This window comes from Actinomadura keratinilytica (assembly GCF_039539665.1).
Taxonomy (GTDB): Bacteria; Actinomycetota; Actinomycetes; order Streptosporangiales; family Streptosporangiaceae; genus Spirillospora; species Spirillospora keratinilytica.
On sequence record NZ_BAABDO010000031.1, the window covers coordinates 24,300 to 40,327 of the forward strand.

12 protein-coding genes and 1 pseudogene are annotated in these 16,028 nt (G+C 74.7%); 12 read left to right on the forward strand and 1 reads right to left on the reverse strand.

Annotated features, from left to right (window positions below):
• Positions 1-7: 7 nt before the first annotated feature.
• The 10 genes and pseudogenes from ABD879_RS13185 to ABD879_RS13230 all read left to right on the forward strand — a co-directional run bounded on the left by ABD879_RS13185 (position 8) and on the right by ABD879_RS13230 (position 11,507).
• Complete coding sequence (locus ABD879_RS13185) at positions 8-1,771, forward strand: ABC transporter permease (protein ID WP_345021060.1); 1,764 nt, start codon at positions 8-10, stop codon at positions 1,769-1,771.
• Positions 1,764-2,897 carry an ABC transporter ATP-binding protein gene (locus ABD879_RS13190; protein WP_345021062.1) on the forward strand — a complete coding sequence of 378 codons (1,134 nt, stop codon included), beginning with the start codon at positions 1,764-1,766 and terminating at the stop codon, positions 2,895-2,897. The genes ABD879_RS13185 and ABD879_RS13190 overlap by 8 nt, the downstream gene beginning before the upstream one ends.
• Before the next feature lie 66 nt (positions 2,898-2,963).
• Entirely contained in the window at positions 2,964-4,043 is a 1,080-nt protein-coding gene (locus ABD879_RS13195; protein WP_345021064.1) for an isocitrate/isopropylmalate dehydrogenase family protein, read from the forward strand.
• On the forward strand, positions 4,043-4,750 hold the full coding sequence (locus ABD879_RS13200; RefSeq protein WP_345021066.1) for an aspartate/glutamate racemase family protein: 708 nt from the start codon (positions 4,043-4,045) through the stop codon (positions 4,748-4,750). Before ABD879_RS13195 ends, ABD879_RS13200 begins: the two co-directional genes overlap by 1 nt.
• On the forward strand, positions 4,747-6,021 hold the full coding sequence (gene otnK / locus ABD879_RS13205; RefSeq protein WP_345021068.1) for a 3-oxo-tetronate kinase: 1,275 nt from the start codon (positions 4,747-4,749) through the stop codon (positions 6,019-6,021). Before ABD879_RS13200 ends, otnK begins: the two co-directional genes overlap by 4 nt.
• Complete coding sequence (gene otnC / locus ABD879_RS13210) at positions 6,018-6,668, forward strand: 3-oxo-tetronate 4-phosphate decarboxylase (RefSeq protein ID WP_345021070.1); 651 nt, start codon at positions 6,018-6,020, stop codon at positions 6,666-6,668. The genes otnK and otnC overlap by 4 nt, the downstream gene beginning before the upstream one ends.
• Entirely contained in the window at positions 6,665-7,726 is a 1,062-nt protein-coding gene (locus ABD879_RS13215; protein ID WP_345021072.1) for an Ldh family oxidoreductase, read from the forward strand. The genes otnC and ABD879_RS13215 overlap by 4 nt, the downstream gene beginning before the upstream one ends.
• A pseudogene (locus tag ABD879_RS13220) lies at positions 7,726-8,069 on the forward strand (putative quinol monooxygenase). The gene ABD879_RS13215 and the pseudogene ABD879_RS13220 overlap by 1 nt, the downstream one beginning before the upstream one ends.
• Before the next feature lie 40 nt (positions 8,070-8,109).
• A complete protein-coding gene (gene acnA, locus ABD879_RS13225) occupies positions 8,110-10,800 on the forward strand; it encodes an aconitate hydratase AcnA (RefSeq protein ID WP_345021077.1) in 2,691 nt (896 codons plus the stop codon).
• A 299-nt stretch (positions 10,801-11,099) separates the two neighbouring features.
• Complete coding sequence (locus ABD879_RS13230; protein WP_345021078.1) at positions 11,100-11,507, forward strand: cysteine dioxygenase; 408 nt, start codon at positions 11,100-11,102, stop codon at positions 11,505-11,507.
• On the opposite strand, the gene ABD879_RS13235 is transcribed toward ABD879_RS13230, so the two are convergent.
• A complete protein-coding gene (locus ABD879_RS13235; RefSeq protein ID WP_345021081.1) occupies positions 11,447-13,693 on the reverse strand; it encodes a hypothetical protein in 2,247 nt (748 codons plus the stop codon). The genes ABD879_RS13230 and ABD879_RS13235 overlap by 61 nt on opposite strands.
• Positions 13,694-13,836: 143 nt before the next feature.
• Between ABD879_RS13235 and ABD879_RS13240 the strand changes: the two genes are divergently transcribed.
• Positions 13,837-14,730 (forward strand): EI24 domain-containing protein, encoded by an 894-nt coding sequence (locus ABD879_RS13240; RefSeq protein ID WP_345021083.1) that lies wholly within the window; start codon positions 13,837-13,839, stop codon positions 14,728-14,730.
• 52 nt (positions 14,731-14,782) lie between these two features.
• Complete coding sequence (locus ABD879_RS13245) at positions 14,783-15,979, forward strand: hypothetical protein (RefSeq protein ID WP_345021085.1); 1,197 nt, start codon at positions 14,783-14,785, stop codon at positions 15,977-15,979.
• The last annotated feature ends 49 nt before the right edge of the window (positions 15,980-16,028 follow it).

Genomic DNA, 16,028 nt, shown 5'->3' on the forward strand with positions numbered 1-16,028 from the left:
GACAACGATGACCGAACCGTCGCGCGCGGCCGGCCCGCCCCCCGGTGACGCGGTGCCGGACGCCCCCGCCTACCGCAGGCCGCTCGGCCTGGGACGCGAGCAGTGGCTCCAGTACGCGGCCCTGGCGGCGCTGGCGCTGCTCGTGGTCGCCCCCGTGGTGCCCATCCTGTACCAGTCGCTGCTCGACCGGCCGCTGTACGAGGCCGGCGGGGTGGTGAGCCTGGACAACTACGTCCGGCTCTTCACCGAGGCCGGGTTCGGCGAGGTCGTGCTGAACACCGTCTACTTCTGCCTGCTCACCACGTTCATCACGCTGCTGATCGCGGTGCCGATGGCGGTGGTCGTGGTGCGGACCGAGCTGCCCGGCGGCCGCCTGTTCGCCGCCGCCATGCAGTGGCCGTTCTTCATCTCCTCGCTGATCCTCGGCTTCGGCTGGATCACCATGTACGGCCCGGCCGGGTTCGTCAGCGTGCAGGTGCGGCAGCTGCTCGGCTTCGTCCCGTGGAACCTGTACTCCATCCCCGGGATGGCGCTGACCGAGGCGGTGGCGCTCGCCCCCGTCGCCTACACCTTCTGCGCCAACGCGCTGCGGCAGAGCGACGCCTCCCTGGAGGCCGCGGCGCAGGTGTGCGGGGCCGGCCCGCTGCGGATCCTGACGTCGGTGGTGGTGCCGCTGCTGCGCCCCCCGATCGTCTACAGCTCCATCCTGGTGGTCAGCGTGTCCATCGAGACGCTGAGCGTCCCGCTGCTGCTGGGCCAGCCGGTCGGCATCGAGGTGTTCTCCACCTTCCTGTACCGGCACGGGCTCAAGTCGGTCGATCCCGACTACGGGGTGCTGGGCGCGGCGTCGGCGCTGGTGCTGCTGGTCACGGCGCTGCTGGTGATCCTGCAGGCCAAGCTGCTGCGGGACGCGCAGCGGTTCGTCTCGGTGCGGGGCAAGGCCACCCGGCTGCGCAGGCTCGACCTGGGCCGGCTCAAGTGGGTCAGCATCGCGGCCATCATCCTCTACGTGGTGCTGGGCGCCCTGGTGCCGATCGGCGGGCTGATGTTCCGCTCGTTCACCCTGGTGTTCACGCCCCTGCAGTCGCCGCTGAAGACGCTCACCACCGCCAACTACGAGCGGATCTTCACCTACGAGGCGTACGTCCAGTCGATCCGCAACAGCCTGATCATCGCCGCCCTCGGCGCGGTGCTGGTCGCCGCCCTGGCGATGGTGGCGGTGATGGTGTCGCGCCGTTCGGAGTTCCGGTTCGCCCGCACCGTGGAGTACCTGGCGCTGGCCCCGCAGGCGATGCCCGGCATCATCGTCGGCATCGGCCTGTTCTGGGCCCTGGCGTTCGCGCCGCTCGGCATCGGAGGGGCGCTCCAGGGCACCCTGTGGGCCGTCCTCATCGGCTTCGGGGTGCGGGCCCTGCCCGGCGCGTTCGGGTCGATCGCCCCGCCGCTGATGCAGATCGGCCGCGAGCTGGACAACGCCGCCCGCGTCTCGGGCGCCGACTGGGTCCGCACCTTCGTCCGGGTGCTGGCCAGACTGCTGCGCCCCGCGTTCGCCGGCGCCCTGATCCTCGTCTTCGTGACGATGCTCAAGGAGTACACGCCCGCGGTGTTCCTCGGCTCCGCCGACGCCAATGTCATCGGCACCACGATGCTCGAGCTGTGGGTCCAGGGGAACACCGGCTCGGTCGCGGCGCTGGCCACCCTGCAGATCGTCATCACCGCGGCGGTCGTCGCCGTCGCCGGGCTGCTCATGAGAGGGCACAAGGATGCCTGACGTCACCATCTCGCACCTGTCGAAGAAGTTCGCCGCCACCACGGTGCTGCACGGCATCGACCTGACGATCAGAGACGGGGAGTTCTTCACCCTCCTCGGCCCCAGCGGCTGCGGCAAGTCCACCACCCTGTCCTGCGTCGCGGGGCTGGAACGGCCCACCACCGGCAGCATCGCCGTGGGCGACCGGACGATGGTGGACACCGCCTCCCGCACGTTCGTCCCGCCCGAGGGACGCAACCTGGGCATGGTGTTCCAGTCGTACGCGCTGTGGCCGCACATGACGGTCGCCCAGAACCTGGCCCTGCCGCTGCGGATCCGCAAGGTCGACCGGCGGCGGCAGACCGCGCTGATCGGCGAGGCGCTGGAGAAGGTCGGCCTGGCCGACATGCGCGACCGCTACCCGCACCAGCTGTCGGGCGGCCAGCAGCAGCGGGTCGCGCTGGCCCGCGCGCTGGTCTACTCGCCGACGGTGCTGCTGCTGGACGAGCCGCTGTCCAACCTGGACGCCCAGCTGCGCGAGCAGGCCCGCGCCTGGCTCAAGCGCCTGCAGGAGGACCTGGGCATCACCACCGTCTACGTGACGCACGACCAGGAGGAGGCGCTGGCGCTCAGCGACCGCATCGCCGTGATGTCCGAAGGGCACCTGGTGCAGGTCGGCAGCCCCACCGAGATCTACCAGGAGCCGGCGACCGCCGGGGTCGCCGCGTTCGTCGGGCGCTGCAACTTCCTGACCGGGAAGGTCGCGGCGGCGTCGGACGGGCGCACCGAGGTCGTCCTGGACTGCAACGGCCGGCGGGTGCGGACCCGCGCGGCGAAGGCCGGCGTCGAGGCCGGGCAGCGCGTCACCGTCGCCGTCCGGCCCGAACGCATCAAGGTGCTGACCGCCGACCGGCAGCCGCCGCCGGACGCCAACGTCCTCACCGGCACCGTGCTGTCCAGCAGCTATGTCGGCGCGCGCTTCGAGTACGACGTGCGGCTGGGCGACCACGCGGTGCAGGTCGCCACCGGGCGCCCCGGCCTGACCGGTGAGATCACCCTGGCCGTCGACCCCGAGGTGTGCCTGCTGTACCCGACCACCGACGTCGTCACCCCCGACATCGAGGCCCTCACCACCGTTTCCGGTTGACGAGCCCGGGCCGGCCCGCGACCGGCCCGAGCCGCCACGAACCAATACGGAAGGGAAATTCACCACGTGACCACCAAGACCTACCGTCTCGGCGTCCTGCCGGGCGACGGCATCGGACCGGAGATCGTCCCCGCGTCCGTGCGGATCGTCGACGCCGCCCTCGCCGCCGCCGGGGCGGGGGCCGTGGAATGGGTCGACCTGCCGCTCGGCCGCGCGGCCATCGACGAGCACGGCGACGCCGTCCCCGCCGCCACGCTGGAGGCGCTGGCCGACCTGGACGGCTGGCTGCTGGGCCCGCACGACAGCGCCGCCTACCCCGAGCCGCACCGCTCCAAGCTCAACCCGAGCGGCACCATCCGCAAGCACTTCGACCTGTTCGCCAACATCCGCCCGGCCAAGGCGCTCGACGACGCCGACGCCATCGTGCCGGGCACCGACCTGGTGGTCGTGCGGGAGAACACCCAGGGGTTCTACGCCGACCGCAGCACCTACCGGGGCACCGGCGAGTACATGCCGGCCCCGGACGTGGCCATCGCGATGGGCATCATCACCCGCCCGGCGGTCGAGCGCATCGCGCGGCAGGCGTTCGAGCTGGCGCGCCGGCGCCGCCGCAAGGTCACCATCGTGCACAAGGCCAACGTGCTCAAGCTCACCACCGGCCTGTTCCGCGACGTGTGCCGCGAGGTGGCCGCCGACTACCCCGACGTCGCCGTGGACGACTACCACATCGACGCGATGACCGTGCACCTGCTGCGCCGCGCCGCCGAGTTCGACGTGCTGGTCACCGAGAACATGTTCGGCGACATCCTGTCCGACCTGACCGGGGAGATCGCCGGGTCGCTGGGCATCGCCCCGTCGATCAACGCCTCGCACGACCGGGCCATGGCGCAGGCCGCGCACGGCTCGGCGCCCGACATCGCCGGGCAGGACAAGGCCAACCCCACCGCGATGATCCTGTCGTCGGCGATGCTGCTGGAGTGGCTGGGCGGCCGGCACGGCGACGAGGCGCTGCGCGACGCCGCCGCGCTGATCGAGAAGGGCGTGGCGGCGACCGTGCAGGCCGGCACCAAGACCGCCGACATGGGCGGCACCGCCGGGACCCGCGAGTTCGCCGAGTCCGTCGCGACCACCGTCGAGCGGCTGTGATGGCGGCGGAGCGGACCCCGGCCACGGTGGCGGTCGTCAACGCGGCGGCCGCCTCCATGGCCCCGGCCACGCGGGGCCTGCGCGACGGCTTCCCGGAGGCCCGGATCTGGCACCTGCTGGACGACCGGCTGGTGACCGACGCCGACGCCGCCGGCGGCATGACCCCCGAGCTGTGCCGCCGCATGCTCGCCCTGATCGACCACGCCGTCCGCGGCGGCGCGGACGCCGTCCTGCTGTCGTGCTCGATGTACGGGCCGGCCGCGGAGCTGGCCCGCGGCCTGCACCCGGTGCCGGTGATGGGCTCGGACGAGGCGATGTTCGGCGAGGTCGCCGCCCGGCGGCCGGCCCGGGCGGCGGTGATCGGCTCGCTGGACTCGGCCGTGGCCGACTCGGTGCGGCGCCTGGAGGCGGTGCTGTCCCGCGGTGCCGGGCCGTCCGGTGCGGCGCCGACCCGGCTGGTGGGGGTGACCGCCGCCGGGGCGGCCGGCGCGGCGGCCGCGGGCGACCGCGACCGGCTGCTGGAGTCGCTCACCGCCGCGGCCGACGCGCACGCCGGGTCGGTGGACCTGTTCGTGCTCGGCCAGTACTCGCTGACCCCGGTGCACGCCGAGCTGGCCGAGCGGCTGCCCGTCCCCGTGCTCAGCCCGCCGCTGATGGCCGCCAAGGCGCTGCGGCGGCGGCTGCTCGACCCGGCGGAGGCGCCATGAGCGCCGCGTCGCGGCGGGGGCCGCTGCTCGGGTGCATCGCCGACGACTACACCGGCGGCACCGACGTCGCGGCCGCGCTGCGGCGGGCGGGAGCGCGCACCGCGCTGCTGTTCGGACCGCCGGGCGCGGACGCGCCGCTGCCGGAGTGCGACGCGGTCGTGGTGGCGTTGAAGACGCGGACGGCGCCGGTCGCCGAGGCGGTGTCGGCGTCGCTGGCCGTGCGCGAGTGGCTGGCCGGGCACGGCGTGCCCCGGGTGTACGTCAAGTACTGCTCGACGTTCGACTCCACCGACGAGGGCAACATCGGCCCGATCGTCGACGCCGTGCTGGACGCCTCCGGCACGGCCCAGACGGTGGTGTGCCCCGCCGCCCCCGAGCACGGCCGCACCGTCTACCAGGGGCATCTGTTCGTCGGCGACCGGCTGCTGTCGCAGACGTCGATGCGGCACCATCCGCTGACCCCGATGACGGACCCGGACCTGGTGGCCGTGCTGTCCCGGCAGACCCCGCACCCGGTCGGCCTGCTGCCGCTGCCGGTGGTCCGCCGGGGCGGGGCGGCCGTCCGCGATGCGCTGGAGGAGCTGGGGCGGCGCGGCGTCCGCCATGTCGTGGCTGACGCCACCTGCGGCGAGGAGCTGACCGCCCTGGCCGAGGGCACCGCGCACCTGCCGGTCGTCACCGGCGCCGCCGGGCTGGCCCGCGCGGTGGGGCACCTGCTCACCGGCCCGGACGCCGCCGGAGCGGACGCCGCCGGAGCGGGCGTCACCGGGCCGGAGCGGGCGCGGTTGCCGCACGGGCCGGCCATCGTGCTCAGCGGCAGCTGCTCGGCGGCCACGCTCGAGCAGGTCGAGCACGCCCGCAAGGTGTTCCCGTCCTACCGGCTCGACCCCGCGGCCCCCGGCGACCCGGCGGCCGGGGTGCGCGCCTGGCTGGACGACCACGCCGGGCGCGGCCCCGTCATGGTGTACTCCTCGGCCGCCCCGGGCGAGCGCGGCGACGCCGGGGCGGCCGAGGCGGTGGAGCAGGCGCTGGCCGCCGCCGCCCGGCACGCGGTGGACCTGGGCGTCCGCCGCATCGTCGTGGCCGGGGGAGAGACCTCCGGCGCGGTCGTGCGGGGCCTGGGGATCGGCTCGGTCGTGGTGACCGGCGAGGCCGACCGCGGCGTGCCCTGGTGCCTGACGACCGGCGAGCCCCGCCTCGCACTGCTGCTCAAGTCCGGCAACTTCGGCCGCGGCGACCTGTTCGTCCGGGCCCTGGAGGAGACCGAGTGACAGTGATCGGTGAAGAGATCGTCGCGCTGGGCGCGTCGCTGTTCGCGCGGCGGCTGACCCACGGCCGCACCGGCAACATCAGCGTCCGCGTGGACGAGGGGTTCCTGGTCACCCCGACCGGCGGCTCGCTGGCGTCGCTGACCGCCGAGGACCTGGCGCTGGTCGGGCTCGACGGAACGCACCTGTCCGGCCCGCGCCCGTCCAAGGAGGCGTTCCTGCACGCCGCGGTGTACCGGGCCCGGCCCGGCGCGGGCGCCGTGATCCACACGCACAGCACCCACTCGGTCGCCGTGTCGTGCCACGCCGAGGTCGACCCCGACGACGCGCTGCCGCCGCTGACCGCCTACTACGCGATGCGGGTGGGACGGCTGCCGCTGCTGCCCTACCACGCCCCTGGCGACACCGCGCTGGAGCCGCTCGCCGAGCGCACGGCCGCCACCGCCCACGCCTTCCTGCTGGCCAACCACGGCCCGGTGGTCGCCGGCGCCGACCTGGCCGGAGCCGCCGACGCCCTCGAGGAACTGGAGGAGACCGCCCGCCTATGGCTGCTGCTGCGCGACCAACCGACCCGGCCGCTGACGCCCGAGCAGGCGGCCGACCTGCAGGCCCGGCACGGCACAGGCACGCCCGCCGGGAGCCGCCGATGACCGTCCCCGCCTCCGACCTGGTGGAGCTCGGCACCGGCATCCTCACCGCGGTCGGCGTCCCGCGCGACGACGCCGCCCTGGTCGCCGACAGCCTGGTCACCGCCGACATGTGGGGCCACCCGTCGCACGGCATGCTGCGGCTCGGCTGGTACGTCGAGCGCATCCGCTCCGGGGCGATGCGACCGGTGACCGAGGTGGCGACCGTCGTCGACGGCGGGGCCGTCGCGGTGCTGGACGGCCGGGACGGCGTCGGCCAGGTGATCACCGCCCGCGCGGCCCGCGAGGCCGTGCGCCGGGCCGGCGAGCACGGCGTCGGCGCGGTCGCCGTCCGCGGCGGCAACCACTTCGGCACCGCCGCCTACTTCACCCGGATGATGGCCGATGAGGGCTGCGTCGCGATCCTCACCACCAACGGCAGCCCCGCGATGGCGCCGTGGGGCGGGCGGGCCAAGACGGTCGGCGCCAACCCCTGGTCGATCGCCGTGCCCGGCGGCGTCGTCCTCGACATCTCCAACACCACGGTCGCCCGCGGCAAGATCTACGCGGCCCTGGAACGCGGCGAGACGCTGCCTGACGGCTGGGCCATCGGCCCCGACGGCACCCCGGCCACCGACCCGCGGACCGCTCTGGACGGCCTGGTGCTGCCCATGGCCGGGCACAAGGGCTACGGCATCGCGTTCATGATGGACGTGCTGTCGGGCGTCCTGACCGGCAGTTCCTATGCCACCGGCGTCGCCGGCCCCTACGTGCCCGACCGGCGCAGCGGCTGCGGCCACCTGCTGATCGCCCTGCGGGTGGAGGCGTTCCTGGACCGGGGGGAGTTCGACCGGCGGCTCGGCGACCTCATCGGCCTCACCAAGGCGGTGCCGCTCGCCCCCGGCTTCGAGGAGATCTTCCACCCCGGCGAGATCGAGGACCGCAACGCCGCGGCCGCCGCCCGCGACGGCGTCGCGCTGCCCGCCAAGACCCGCCGCGACCTGGACCGCCTGGCCCGCTCGTGCGGCATCGACGCGGCGGCCGTGCTCGGCCCGCCCGGCCCCCGGGAGGCCGGAGCCTGATGTTCGTCGTGATCGTCACGCTCCAGGTGCGGCCCGGCAAGGCCGCGGAGTTCCTGGCCGGGATCCGGGCCAACGCGCAGGCCGGCCGCCGCGAACCCGGATGCTGCGGTTCGACGTGCTGCGCACGGCCGAGGACCCGCACCGGTTCGTCCTGTACGAGGTCTACCGCGACGAGGCGGCCTTCTACCAGGAGCACCGCTCCGCCCCGCACTACGCGGCCTGGAAGGCCGTGGCCGCCGAGTGGCTGGCGGAGGACGGGCACGTCAACACGTTCTGCGTCCCGGCGTTCCCCGAAGGCGTCCTCATCGGCGAGGGCGTATCCGGCGGCCCCACCCCCAACTGACCGTCCACGACCCGACAACCACCAGAGAGGCAGGCAGACCATGAGCTCCGCCCCCACCGCGACGGTCGCGTCCGAGCACGACGCGTTCGGCACCCGCGCGACATTGCGCGTGGGGGATCGGCGGCTGCTCTTCCACCGCGTCGCCGACCTCGCCCCCGCGCACCTTCCGTACAGCCTGAAGATCGTGCTGGAGAACCTGCTGCGCCACCAGGACGGCGCCGACTCCGCAGCGGCCGTCCGGGCGCTCGCGGACTGGCGGCCGGACCGGGCCGGGCAGCAGGTGCTGGAGCTGCGGCCCGCCCGGGTCTTCCTGCACGACACCAACGGCGTGCCCGCCCTGGTCGACCTGGCCGCCATGCGGGACGCCATGGCCGGCCTGGGCGGCGACCCCTCCCGCGTCAACCCGCTGATCCCGGCCGAACTGGTGGTGGACCACTCGGTGATCGCCGAGGTGTTCGGCCGTCCCGACGCCCTGGCCCGCAACACCGAGATCGAGTACGAACGCAACCGCGAGCGCTACCGGTTCCTCAAATGGGGGCAGAAGTCGCTGCGGAACTTCACCGTCGTCCCGCCGGGCACGGGCATCATGCACCAGGTCAACGTCGAGCACCTGGCGCGCGTGGTGATGGTGCGGGACGGCTGGGCGTTCCCCGACGTCTGCCTGGGCACCGACTCGCACACCACCATGGTCAACGGGCTCGGCGTCCTCGGCTGGGGCATCGGCGGCATCGAGGCCGAGGCCGCGATGCTCGGGCAGTCGATCGCCATGCCGCTGCCGCCCGTCGTGGGCGTCCGGCTGCACGGGCGGCTGCCGCCCGGCGCCACCGCCACCGACCTGGTGCTGACCATCACCGAGCTGCTGCGCGGGCACGGCGTGGTCGCCAAGTTCGTGGAGTTCCACGGCCCGGGGGTCGCCGCGCTGCCCGTGGCCGACCGGGTCACCATCGCCAACATGAGCCCCGAGTACGGCTCGACCTGCGCCCTGTTCCCCATCGACGAGGAGACCGTCCGCTACCTGCGCTTCACCGGCCGCGACGCCGACCAGGTCGCCCTGGTGGAGGCGTACGCCAAGGAGCAGGGGATGTGGCACGACCCCGAGGCGCCGACCGCCTTCACCGAGGAGGTCGAGCTGGACCTGTCCGCGGTCGTGCCGTCCATCGCCGGGCCCCGCCGCCCGCAGGACAGGGTGCCGCTCACCGCCGCCAAGTCGGCGTTCCGGGCTTCGCTGCCGCCCGGCCCGGCCGACGGCGCCGCGTCCGGCGTGCCGGTGGTCCTGGACGGGACCGAGCACCGCCTCGGCCACGGCGCCGTCGCTCTCGCCGCGATCACCTCCTGCACCAACACCTCCAACCCCGCCGTGATGGTGGCGGCCGGGCTGCTGGCCAGGAACGCCGTCGCCAGGGGGCTGACCAGGCGGCCCTGGGTCAAGACCACCCTGTCCCCGGGGTCCAGGGTCGTCATGGACTACTACGCCAAGGCCGACCTCACCCGCCACCTGGAGGCGCTCGGCTTCCACCTCGCCGGGTTCGGCTGCATGACGTGCATCGGCGCGTCCGGGGCGCTGGTGGACGAGGTGTCCCGGGCGGTCCGCGACCACGGCCTCACCGTGGCCGCCGTGCTGTCGGGCAACCGCAACTTCGAGGGGCGCATCCAGCCGGAGGTCGCGCTGAACTACCTGGCGTCCCCGCCGCTCGTCGTCGCCTACGCCATCGCCGGGACGATGGACATCGACCTGCTCACCGAGCCGCTCGGCACCGGCTCCGACGGCCGGCCCGTCCACCTGCGCGACATCTGGCCGAGCGACGCCGAGATCCGCGAGGTCGTCGCGTCGTCGCTGGAACCGGAGATGTTCGCCCGCCGCTACACCGACGTGTTCGGCGGCGACGAGCGGTGGCGCGGCCTGGACGCGCCGGAGTCGGACACCTTCCCCTGGGACGAGGCGTCCACCTACATCCGCCGCCCGCCCTACCTGGACGGCCTGACCCGCCGCCCGAAGCCCGCCGAGGACATCGTCGGCGCCCGCATACTGGTGAAACTGGGCGACTCGGTGACCACGGACCACATGTCGCCGCCCGGGGCCATCCCACCGGCGAGCCCCGCCGGCCGGCACCTGTCCGGGCTCGGCGTCACCCCCGACCGGTTCAACACCTACGCCTCGCGCCGCGGCAACCACGAGGTCATGATGCGCGGCGCCTTCGCCAACGTCCGGCTGCGCAACCAGGTCGCCCCCGGCACCGAGGGCGGCTACACCCGCGACTTCCTCAACGGCGGCAAGGTCACGTCCATCTACGAGGCGGCCCTGTCCTACCGGGACGCGGGGGTCCCCACGGTGGTCGTCGCCGGGGCCGCCTACGGCACCGGGTCGTCGCGCGACTGGGCCGCCAAGGGGCCCGCCCTGCTGGGCGTCAAGGCGGTCATCGCCGAGTCCTACGAGCGCATCCACCGCTCCAACCTGGTCGGCATGGGCATCCTGCCGCTGCAGTTCCGGCCCGGCGAGGGCGCCGACGCGCTCGGCCTGACCGGGGAGGAGACCGTCACCGTCACCGGCCTGGCGGCCCTCAACGACGGCGTGGTGCCCCCGTACGTCACCGTCAACGCCGGGGACGTCACCTTCAAGGCGCAGGTGCGGCTCGACACCCCCCGCGAGGTCGAGCACTACCTGCACGGCGGCGTCATGCCCTACGTGCTGCGCGCCCTCCTGGCCTCGTCGCCCGCCCCCGGCGGCGCGTGACCGCCACCCCTCCCGCGGGGGCGGGCGGGGCCCGGCGGGGTCAACCCATAATTCCGACTGGCATGGTCCGAAACCCGGTATGCTGGTCGCCATGCGTCCCGGAGCCTCCCTCTGGTCGCGCCTGCACGTCGACTTCCGGCGGCAGGCCAGCGACCTGTGTCGCCGCGCCGAGCGTTGAGCCGAGCCGAAGCGACGAGGAAAGGGACCAGAACACCATGACCGCGAGCACGACCGCGCCCACCACTGGGCCCACCACTGGGCCCACCACTGGGCCCGCGACCGCCGGCAAGCTGGCCGAAATGGCCAGTGCATTGGCCGCCGATCCGAGCGACTGGCTGTGGCGCGTGCGGCTCAACCCCGACGGGCGCTGGTACGAGCGCCTGCACCAGGACGAGGACTACGAGGTCTGGCTGATCAGCTGGCTGCCCGGCCAGTCCACCGGCCTGCACGACCACGGCGGCTCGCGCGGCGCGTTCGCCGTCGCCCTGGGGGAGCTGGAGGAGGACGACCTGGGCGGCACGCGGCACGTCGGCACGGGGCAGACGCGCGCGTTCGGCCCCGACTACATCCACGACGTGCGCAACACCTCGACGGCGCCCGCCGTGAGCGTGCACGTGTACTCGCCGCCGCTGTCGGTGATGAACCGCTACGAGCGCACCGACTCCGGCCTGAAGCTGCTGGCCGAGGAGCGCGCCGAGCAGTGGTGACCCGGTGACGCGCTCCGGCTCCGCGTCCGCCGCCGGCGATCGAAGCCGGCGGCGGACGCGGAGCACCGCGCGGGCGCGTCCTCCCGGACTTGTGAGGCGTCAGAGCGGGTGGTGCCCGCCGTGACGGCCGCGCGCAGCCGCCAGCGGCCGGAGCCGCTGGTGCTGACCTGGAGCAGCGTCCACGGCTGCAGGTCGATCGGCGCGTCGCCGTCGGCGGCCGGTGCGAGCCCTTCGGTGAGGCGGTGCACGGCGAAGCCGCCCTTCCCCCGGAAGGACGTCTCCAGGCGCGCCGCCGGGCCGGTGTAGAACAGCACCGCCGGGTGCGCGCCCTGCACGGAAAAGACGCCGAACGGGTGCACATGGTCCGTGCCCGGCCCGTCCAGCAGGTCCGGGGTGCCCGGTATCTGCCGCAGCGGCAGGACCTCGATGGTCCAGGCGCCGTCCGCGCGCACTTCCAGAACGGCTCCGGCCGGGACGGCGAACGAGCAGCCGGAGGCGAGCGCGGCCGGCTGCGGTCCCCGCCGCTCGACGGGCACGACCTGCCCCACGCTGTGCCGGAGGGCCAGGTCGGCGCCGCGCAGGAGCACCTCGTCGGCCCCGCCTTCGGTGAGGATGCCGATGCCGGGCGGCCCCTCGTACCTGACCACGTCGCGTCCGCGGCCGGAGACCGTCCGGTCGAACGCGCGGGCCGTTTCCGGGCCGCCGAACGCGACCGTCCAGGCGCCCGCCGCCTTGACCCGCAGCCGCGCCCCGCCGTCGACGACGAGCCGGGCGGACGCGCCACCGGGGACCGACGCCAGCGGCTCCCCCGCGCGCAGGCCGGGGCGGCCCGCGAGGACGCGCATGCGGGCGGCGCCGTCGTTGGCGATCTCGGCGAGCACGGGCTGCGGTGCCGACGTCTCCTTGATCGTGAGGGACCGGTCGCCGGTGCCGGTGCGGACGGCGCGCCTGCCGTAGAGGAAGTGGTCGGCGGGCTCGAAGCCCGGCCGGCGGGGCGGCGTCTCCGGGACGCCCAGCCAGCGGCGCAGGTCGTCCGCCACCCGCTCCGGGTCGCTGACGCGCAGCGAGATCCGGCGGTACCGCTCGCCGCGCCGGGGCAGCAGGGGGCGGTCGGCCAGGCGCCGGTCCGTGCCCCGGCTGATGAGCCAGATCCAGTTGCCCCATCTGCGGCGCCGTCCCGGCAGGCGCACGCCGGTGCGGAGCAGAAGGTCGAGGTTGAGCGGTTCCCGGAACGGCGTCAGTTCGGCGTGCCCGTCCGCGCCCAGGCGGCCGCCGGTGTTCTCGCCGGTCGCCCGGACGGCGGCGATGTCCGCGCGCCGGATCCGCGCCGCCTTCCACAGCAGCACGCTGTCACGGATGACGATCTCGTCGTCGCGCACCCGCAGCCTCGGCCGCAGCAGCAGCATCCGGCCGATCTGCACCGCCGGCGTGACGGGCACCGCCAGCGCGGCGGCGAAGAACAGGTTGAACAGCAGTTCGTCGAAACCGGCGGGGTCGTCGTGCAGCAGCAGCTCGGTGCCCGCCCCGGCGGAGCCGATCGCCGCCGGCAGCACGAACGGGTAGGCGAGCGCCCAGCCGTAGGTCCGCGCGGGCGCTCGGACGATCTTCACCGGCACCGCGGACGGTCCCCGGGCGCTCCAGCCCCAGCGGTCCGCGGTGAACAGTTCGCGCGCCCAGGTGCGCAGGGCCTCGGCCGGGTCGACGGCCCGCAGGCGCCCGGGCAGCTCGGCCCACGGCGTCCGCACGGCCAGGACCGCCGCGCCGACGAGACCGATGGCGCCGAACAGCAGCCCGAACACCAGTGCCGAGATGGCCTCGCCCCGCTCCGGGGAGCCGTCCGCCGCGTACACGGAGTCGGGTGCCCCCACGTCGAGGGCGGGGATCCGGTCGCCGCGGGCGACGGCGTCCGCGTCCACGCCGCGCAGCCGGACGCCGGAGGCGCCGTCCTGCGGGGCGCCGTCGGGAGTGAAGGTCCCGTACCAGTGGCATCCGCCGCGGCCGCAGCTCTGCGAGTCGGCGACGAACACGCCCGCGCGTCCGTCACCGGCCGCGGCGCGGTCGGCCGCGCGGTCCTCGCGGACCGCCTGACCCAGCCCGAACACGGAGAACGCGAGCGCGGTGAGCACCACCGCCCACGCCAGCGAGGGCGAGAACGACTCAAGACGGCGGTCCAGGGCGCCGGACATGCGCATCACCCTCAACGACGCGGGGAGATGTGATTCACACCATGATCGCATAAGTCCACCAGGCGCGCCTCCGCGGGCGCGGGTCGGCGGCCCAGCGCGACGCCCCGATCGCGGAGTGATCCCAAGGCCGCTAATTTGGGGGCGTGGTTCAGCCGTACGAGCAGCACGGGCCGGGCGCAACCCCCGGCCGGACGGGGCGACCGGTGCCGGCGGGCCCGCACGGCCCGGCGGCACCGCAGGTGCCGATGGGCCGGATGGACACGCCGGGCGGCGCGGAGGCGCCCCGCCCGTCGTGGTTCAAGGACCTGTTCAACGGGGTCGGCTACCTGTTCCGGGGGCTGGCCTGGGTGGCGCGGCGTCCCGCGCAGTGGCTGTTCGGACTGATCCCGGCGTTGATCGTCCTCGCGGCGTACGCGGCGGGGCTGATCGCGCTGGTGTGGAACCTGGGCGACATGGCCGGGTGGGTGACGCCGTTCGCCGACGACTGGTCGTCCGGGCTGCGGGGCGCCGCGCGGGTCGTCGCCGGTGCGGCGATCGTCGGGGCGGCGCTGTTCCTGGCGGTGGTGACGTTCACCGCGGTGACGCTGCTGGTGGGCGACCCGTTCTACGAGGCGATCTCGGTGCGGGTGGAGGAGTCGCAGGGCGGCGCCCCGCCGGAGCCGGACGTGCCGCTGCTCACCCAGATCGGGCGGGCGGTCGGCGACGCGATCGTGATGGGCCTGATCGCCCTGCTGTTCGCCGTGCTCTTCTTCGCCTGCGGGTTCCTGCCCGTCGTCGGCCAGACCGTCGTTCCGGTGGTGGCGGCGTGCGTGTCGGGCTACCTGCTGGCCGCCGAGCTGACCTCCGTGGCGCTGGGACGCCGCGGCCTGCTGCGCCGGGACCGGCTCGCGGTGCTGCGCCGGAACCGGCCGCTGGCGGTCGGGTTCGGCGTGGCGACGTTCGTCACGTTCCTGGTGCCGCTGGCGGCGGTGGTGTTGATGCCCGCCGCGGTGGCGGGCGCCACACTGATGGTGCGGGAACGGCTGATTGTTTCCTGAGTGTGACTGGGGGCCGGAGTGCCCGCAGTGATCTTCGCGTAACGTGTGCCGCATGTCCGATCAGGGGGAGCGCGACGCGCGCTGGACCGAGATGAGCGACGGTAGCGAGAGGGGAGAGCGCTCGGGCGCCACGCCGCCGGAGGCCGAGGACGTCAAGGTCGCGCCCATACCGGATGCCAAGCCCGCCGGGGCCGCGGCCGGGGCGGCGGCCGCCCGGGCCGGCGACCGGGCCGACCGGCCGGCGGACGAGGAGCAGGGCGAGCAGACCGGGCAGGCCGACCGGGGCGACCGGTGGGAGGGCGAGCTGTTCGACGGCTCCGGGCCGGACGCGGACGGCGCCGCCGATCCGCGGTACCAGGCGCCGACGTCCACCACCGCGACCCCCGCCAAGCCGGGCCGCCCGAGCAGCGGCAACTGGCAGATGCCCGCGTGGATGGCCGACGAGGCGGCCGCCGACGCCAAGCTGGGCGGCTCCACCGCGCCGGGCGGCGACGAGGAGGGCGGCCGGTCGCGGCTGGCGCTGTACGGCGGCGTCGGGCTGCTCGTGCTGGGGCTGCTGGCGGCGGGCGCCGTCTACTACGTCAAGCAGCGCGGCGACGACGACTCCGGCTCCGGCGAGGAGAAGGGGGCGGCGGCGCGCGGCGTGCAGGCGCCCGCGGTGTCGCTGCCCGCCGACCGCCCGCTGCGCCGCTTCCCCGGGCGGCCCAGCAAGGTGCTGGCGCAGGTCACCGACGCCCACGCGGGCCTGTCCTACCCGCGGCTGGCCAAGCCCTGGCAGGTGCCGACCAAGCAGAACAAGCTCGCGGTGTCGGGCTGGTCGGGGCAGCAGATCCTGGTCACCGAGCGCAACGGCGGGCGGATCTGGTACGGGCAGCTGCTCACCGGCACGCTCGCCCCGGCGCTGCGCGCCTCCTACGACGGGCCGTCGAGCGTCCGGTCGGTGGCGGTCCTGGCCGCCAAGGACATCGAGGCCACGTACTACCAGTTCCCGCACAAGACGGAGCCGCTGGCGTCGCAGGCGCTGCCGGTGGGCGGCCGCCAGGGCTGGCTGGTCGCCTCGTACCTGACCTACAAGCGGGCCGGGGTGCGCGCCACCGGCGAGGTGGTGGCGACCGCCGTGATCGACACCGGCAAGCCCGCCCCGGCGGTGGTGTTCGCGTCGCTGCCGAACACGCACCGCAAGATGTGGCCGGACGTCAACCGGTTCCTGTCCGGGATCAAGCCCGCGCCCCGCACCGGCACCGCCTGACCGGCGCCGCCTCACCGGCCCTCGGCCCCTTCGCCGTCTTCGGGGCGGT

Excerpts from the sequence above, each read along its gene's own strand:
- ABD879_RS13185 (WP_345021060.1), top strand. The coding sequence starts at position 8 with ATGACCGAACCGTCGCGCGCGGCCGGCCCGCCCCCCGGTGACGCGGTG.
- ABD879_RS13190 (WP_345021062.1), top strand. The coding sequence starts at position 1,764 with ATGCCTGACGTCACCATCTCGCACCTGTCGAAGAAGTTCGCCGCCACC.
- ABD879_RS13200 (WP_345021066.1), top strand. The coding sequence starts at position 4,043 with ATGGCGGCGGAGCGGACCCCGGCCACGGTGGCGGTCGTCAACGCGGCG.
- otnK (WP_345021068.1), top strand. The coding sequence starts at position 4,747 with ATGAGCGCCGCGTCGCGGCGGGGGCCGCTGCTCGGGTGCATCGCCGAC.
- ABD879_RS13215 (WP_345021072.1), top strand. The coding sequence starts at position 6,665 with ATGACCGTCCCCGCCTCCGACCTGGTGGAGCTCGGCACCGGCATCCTC.
- acnA (WP_345021077.1), top strand. The coding sequence starts at position 8,110 with ATGAGCTCCGCCCCCACCGCGACGGTCGCGTCCGAGCACGACGCGTTC.
- ABD879_RS13230 (WP_345021078.1), top strand. The coding sequence starts at position 11,100 with ATGGCCAGTGCATTGGCCGCCGATCCGAGCGACTGGCTGTGGCGCGTG.
- ABD879_RS13235 (WP_345021081.1), bottom strand. The coding sequence starts at position 13,693 with ATGTCCGGCGCCCTGGACCGCCGTCTTGAGTCGTTCTCGCCCTCGCTG.
- ABD879_RS13245 (WP_345021085.1), top strand. The coding sequence starts at position 14,783 with ATGTCCGATCAGGGGGAGCGCGACGCGCGCTGGACCGAGATGAGCGAC.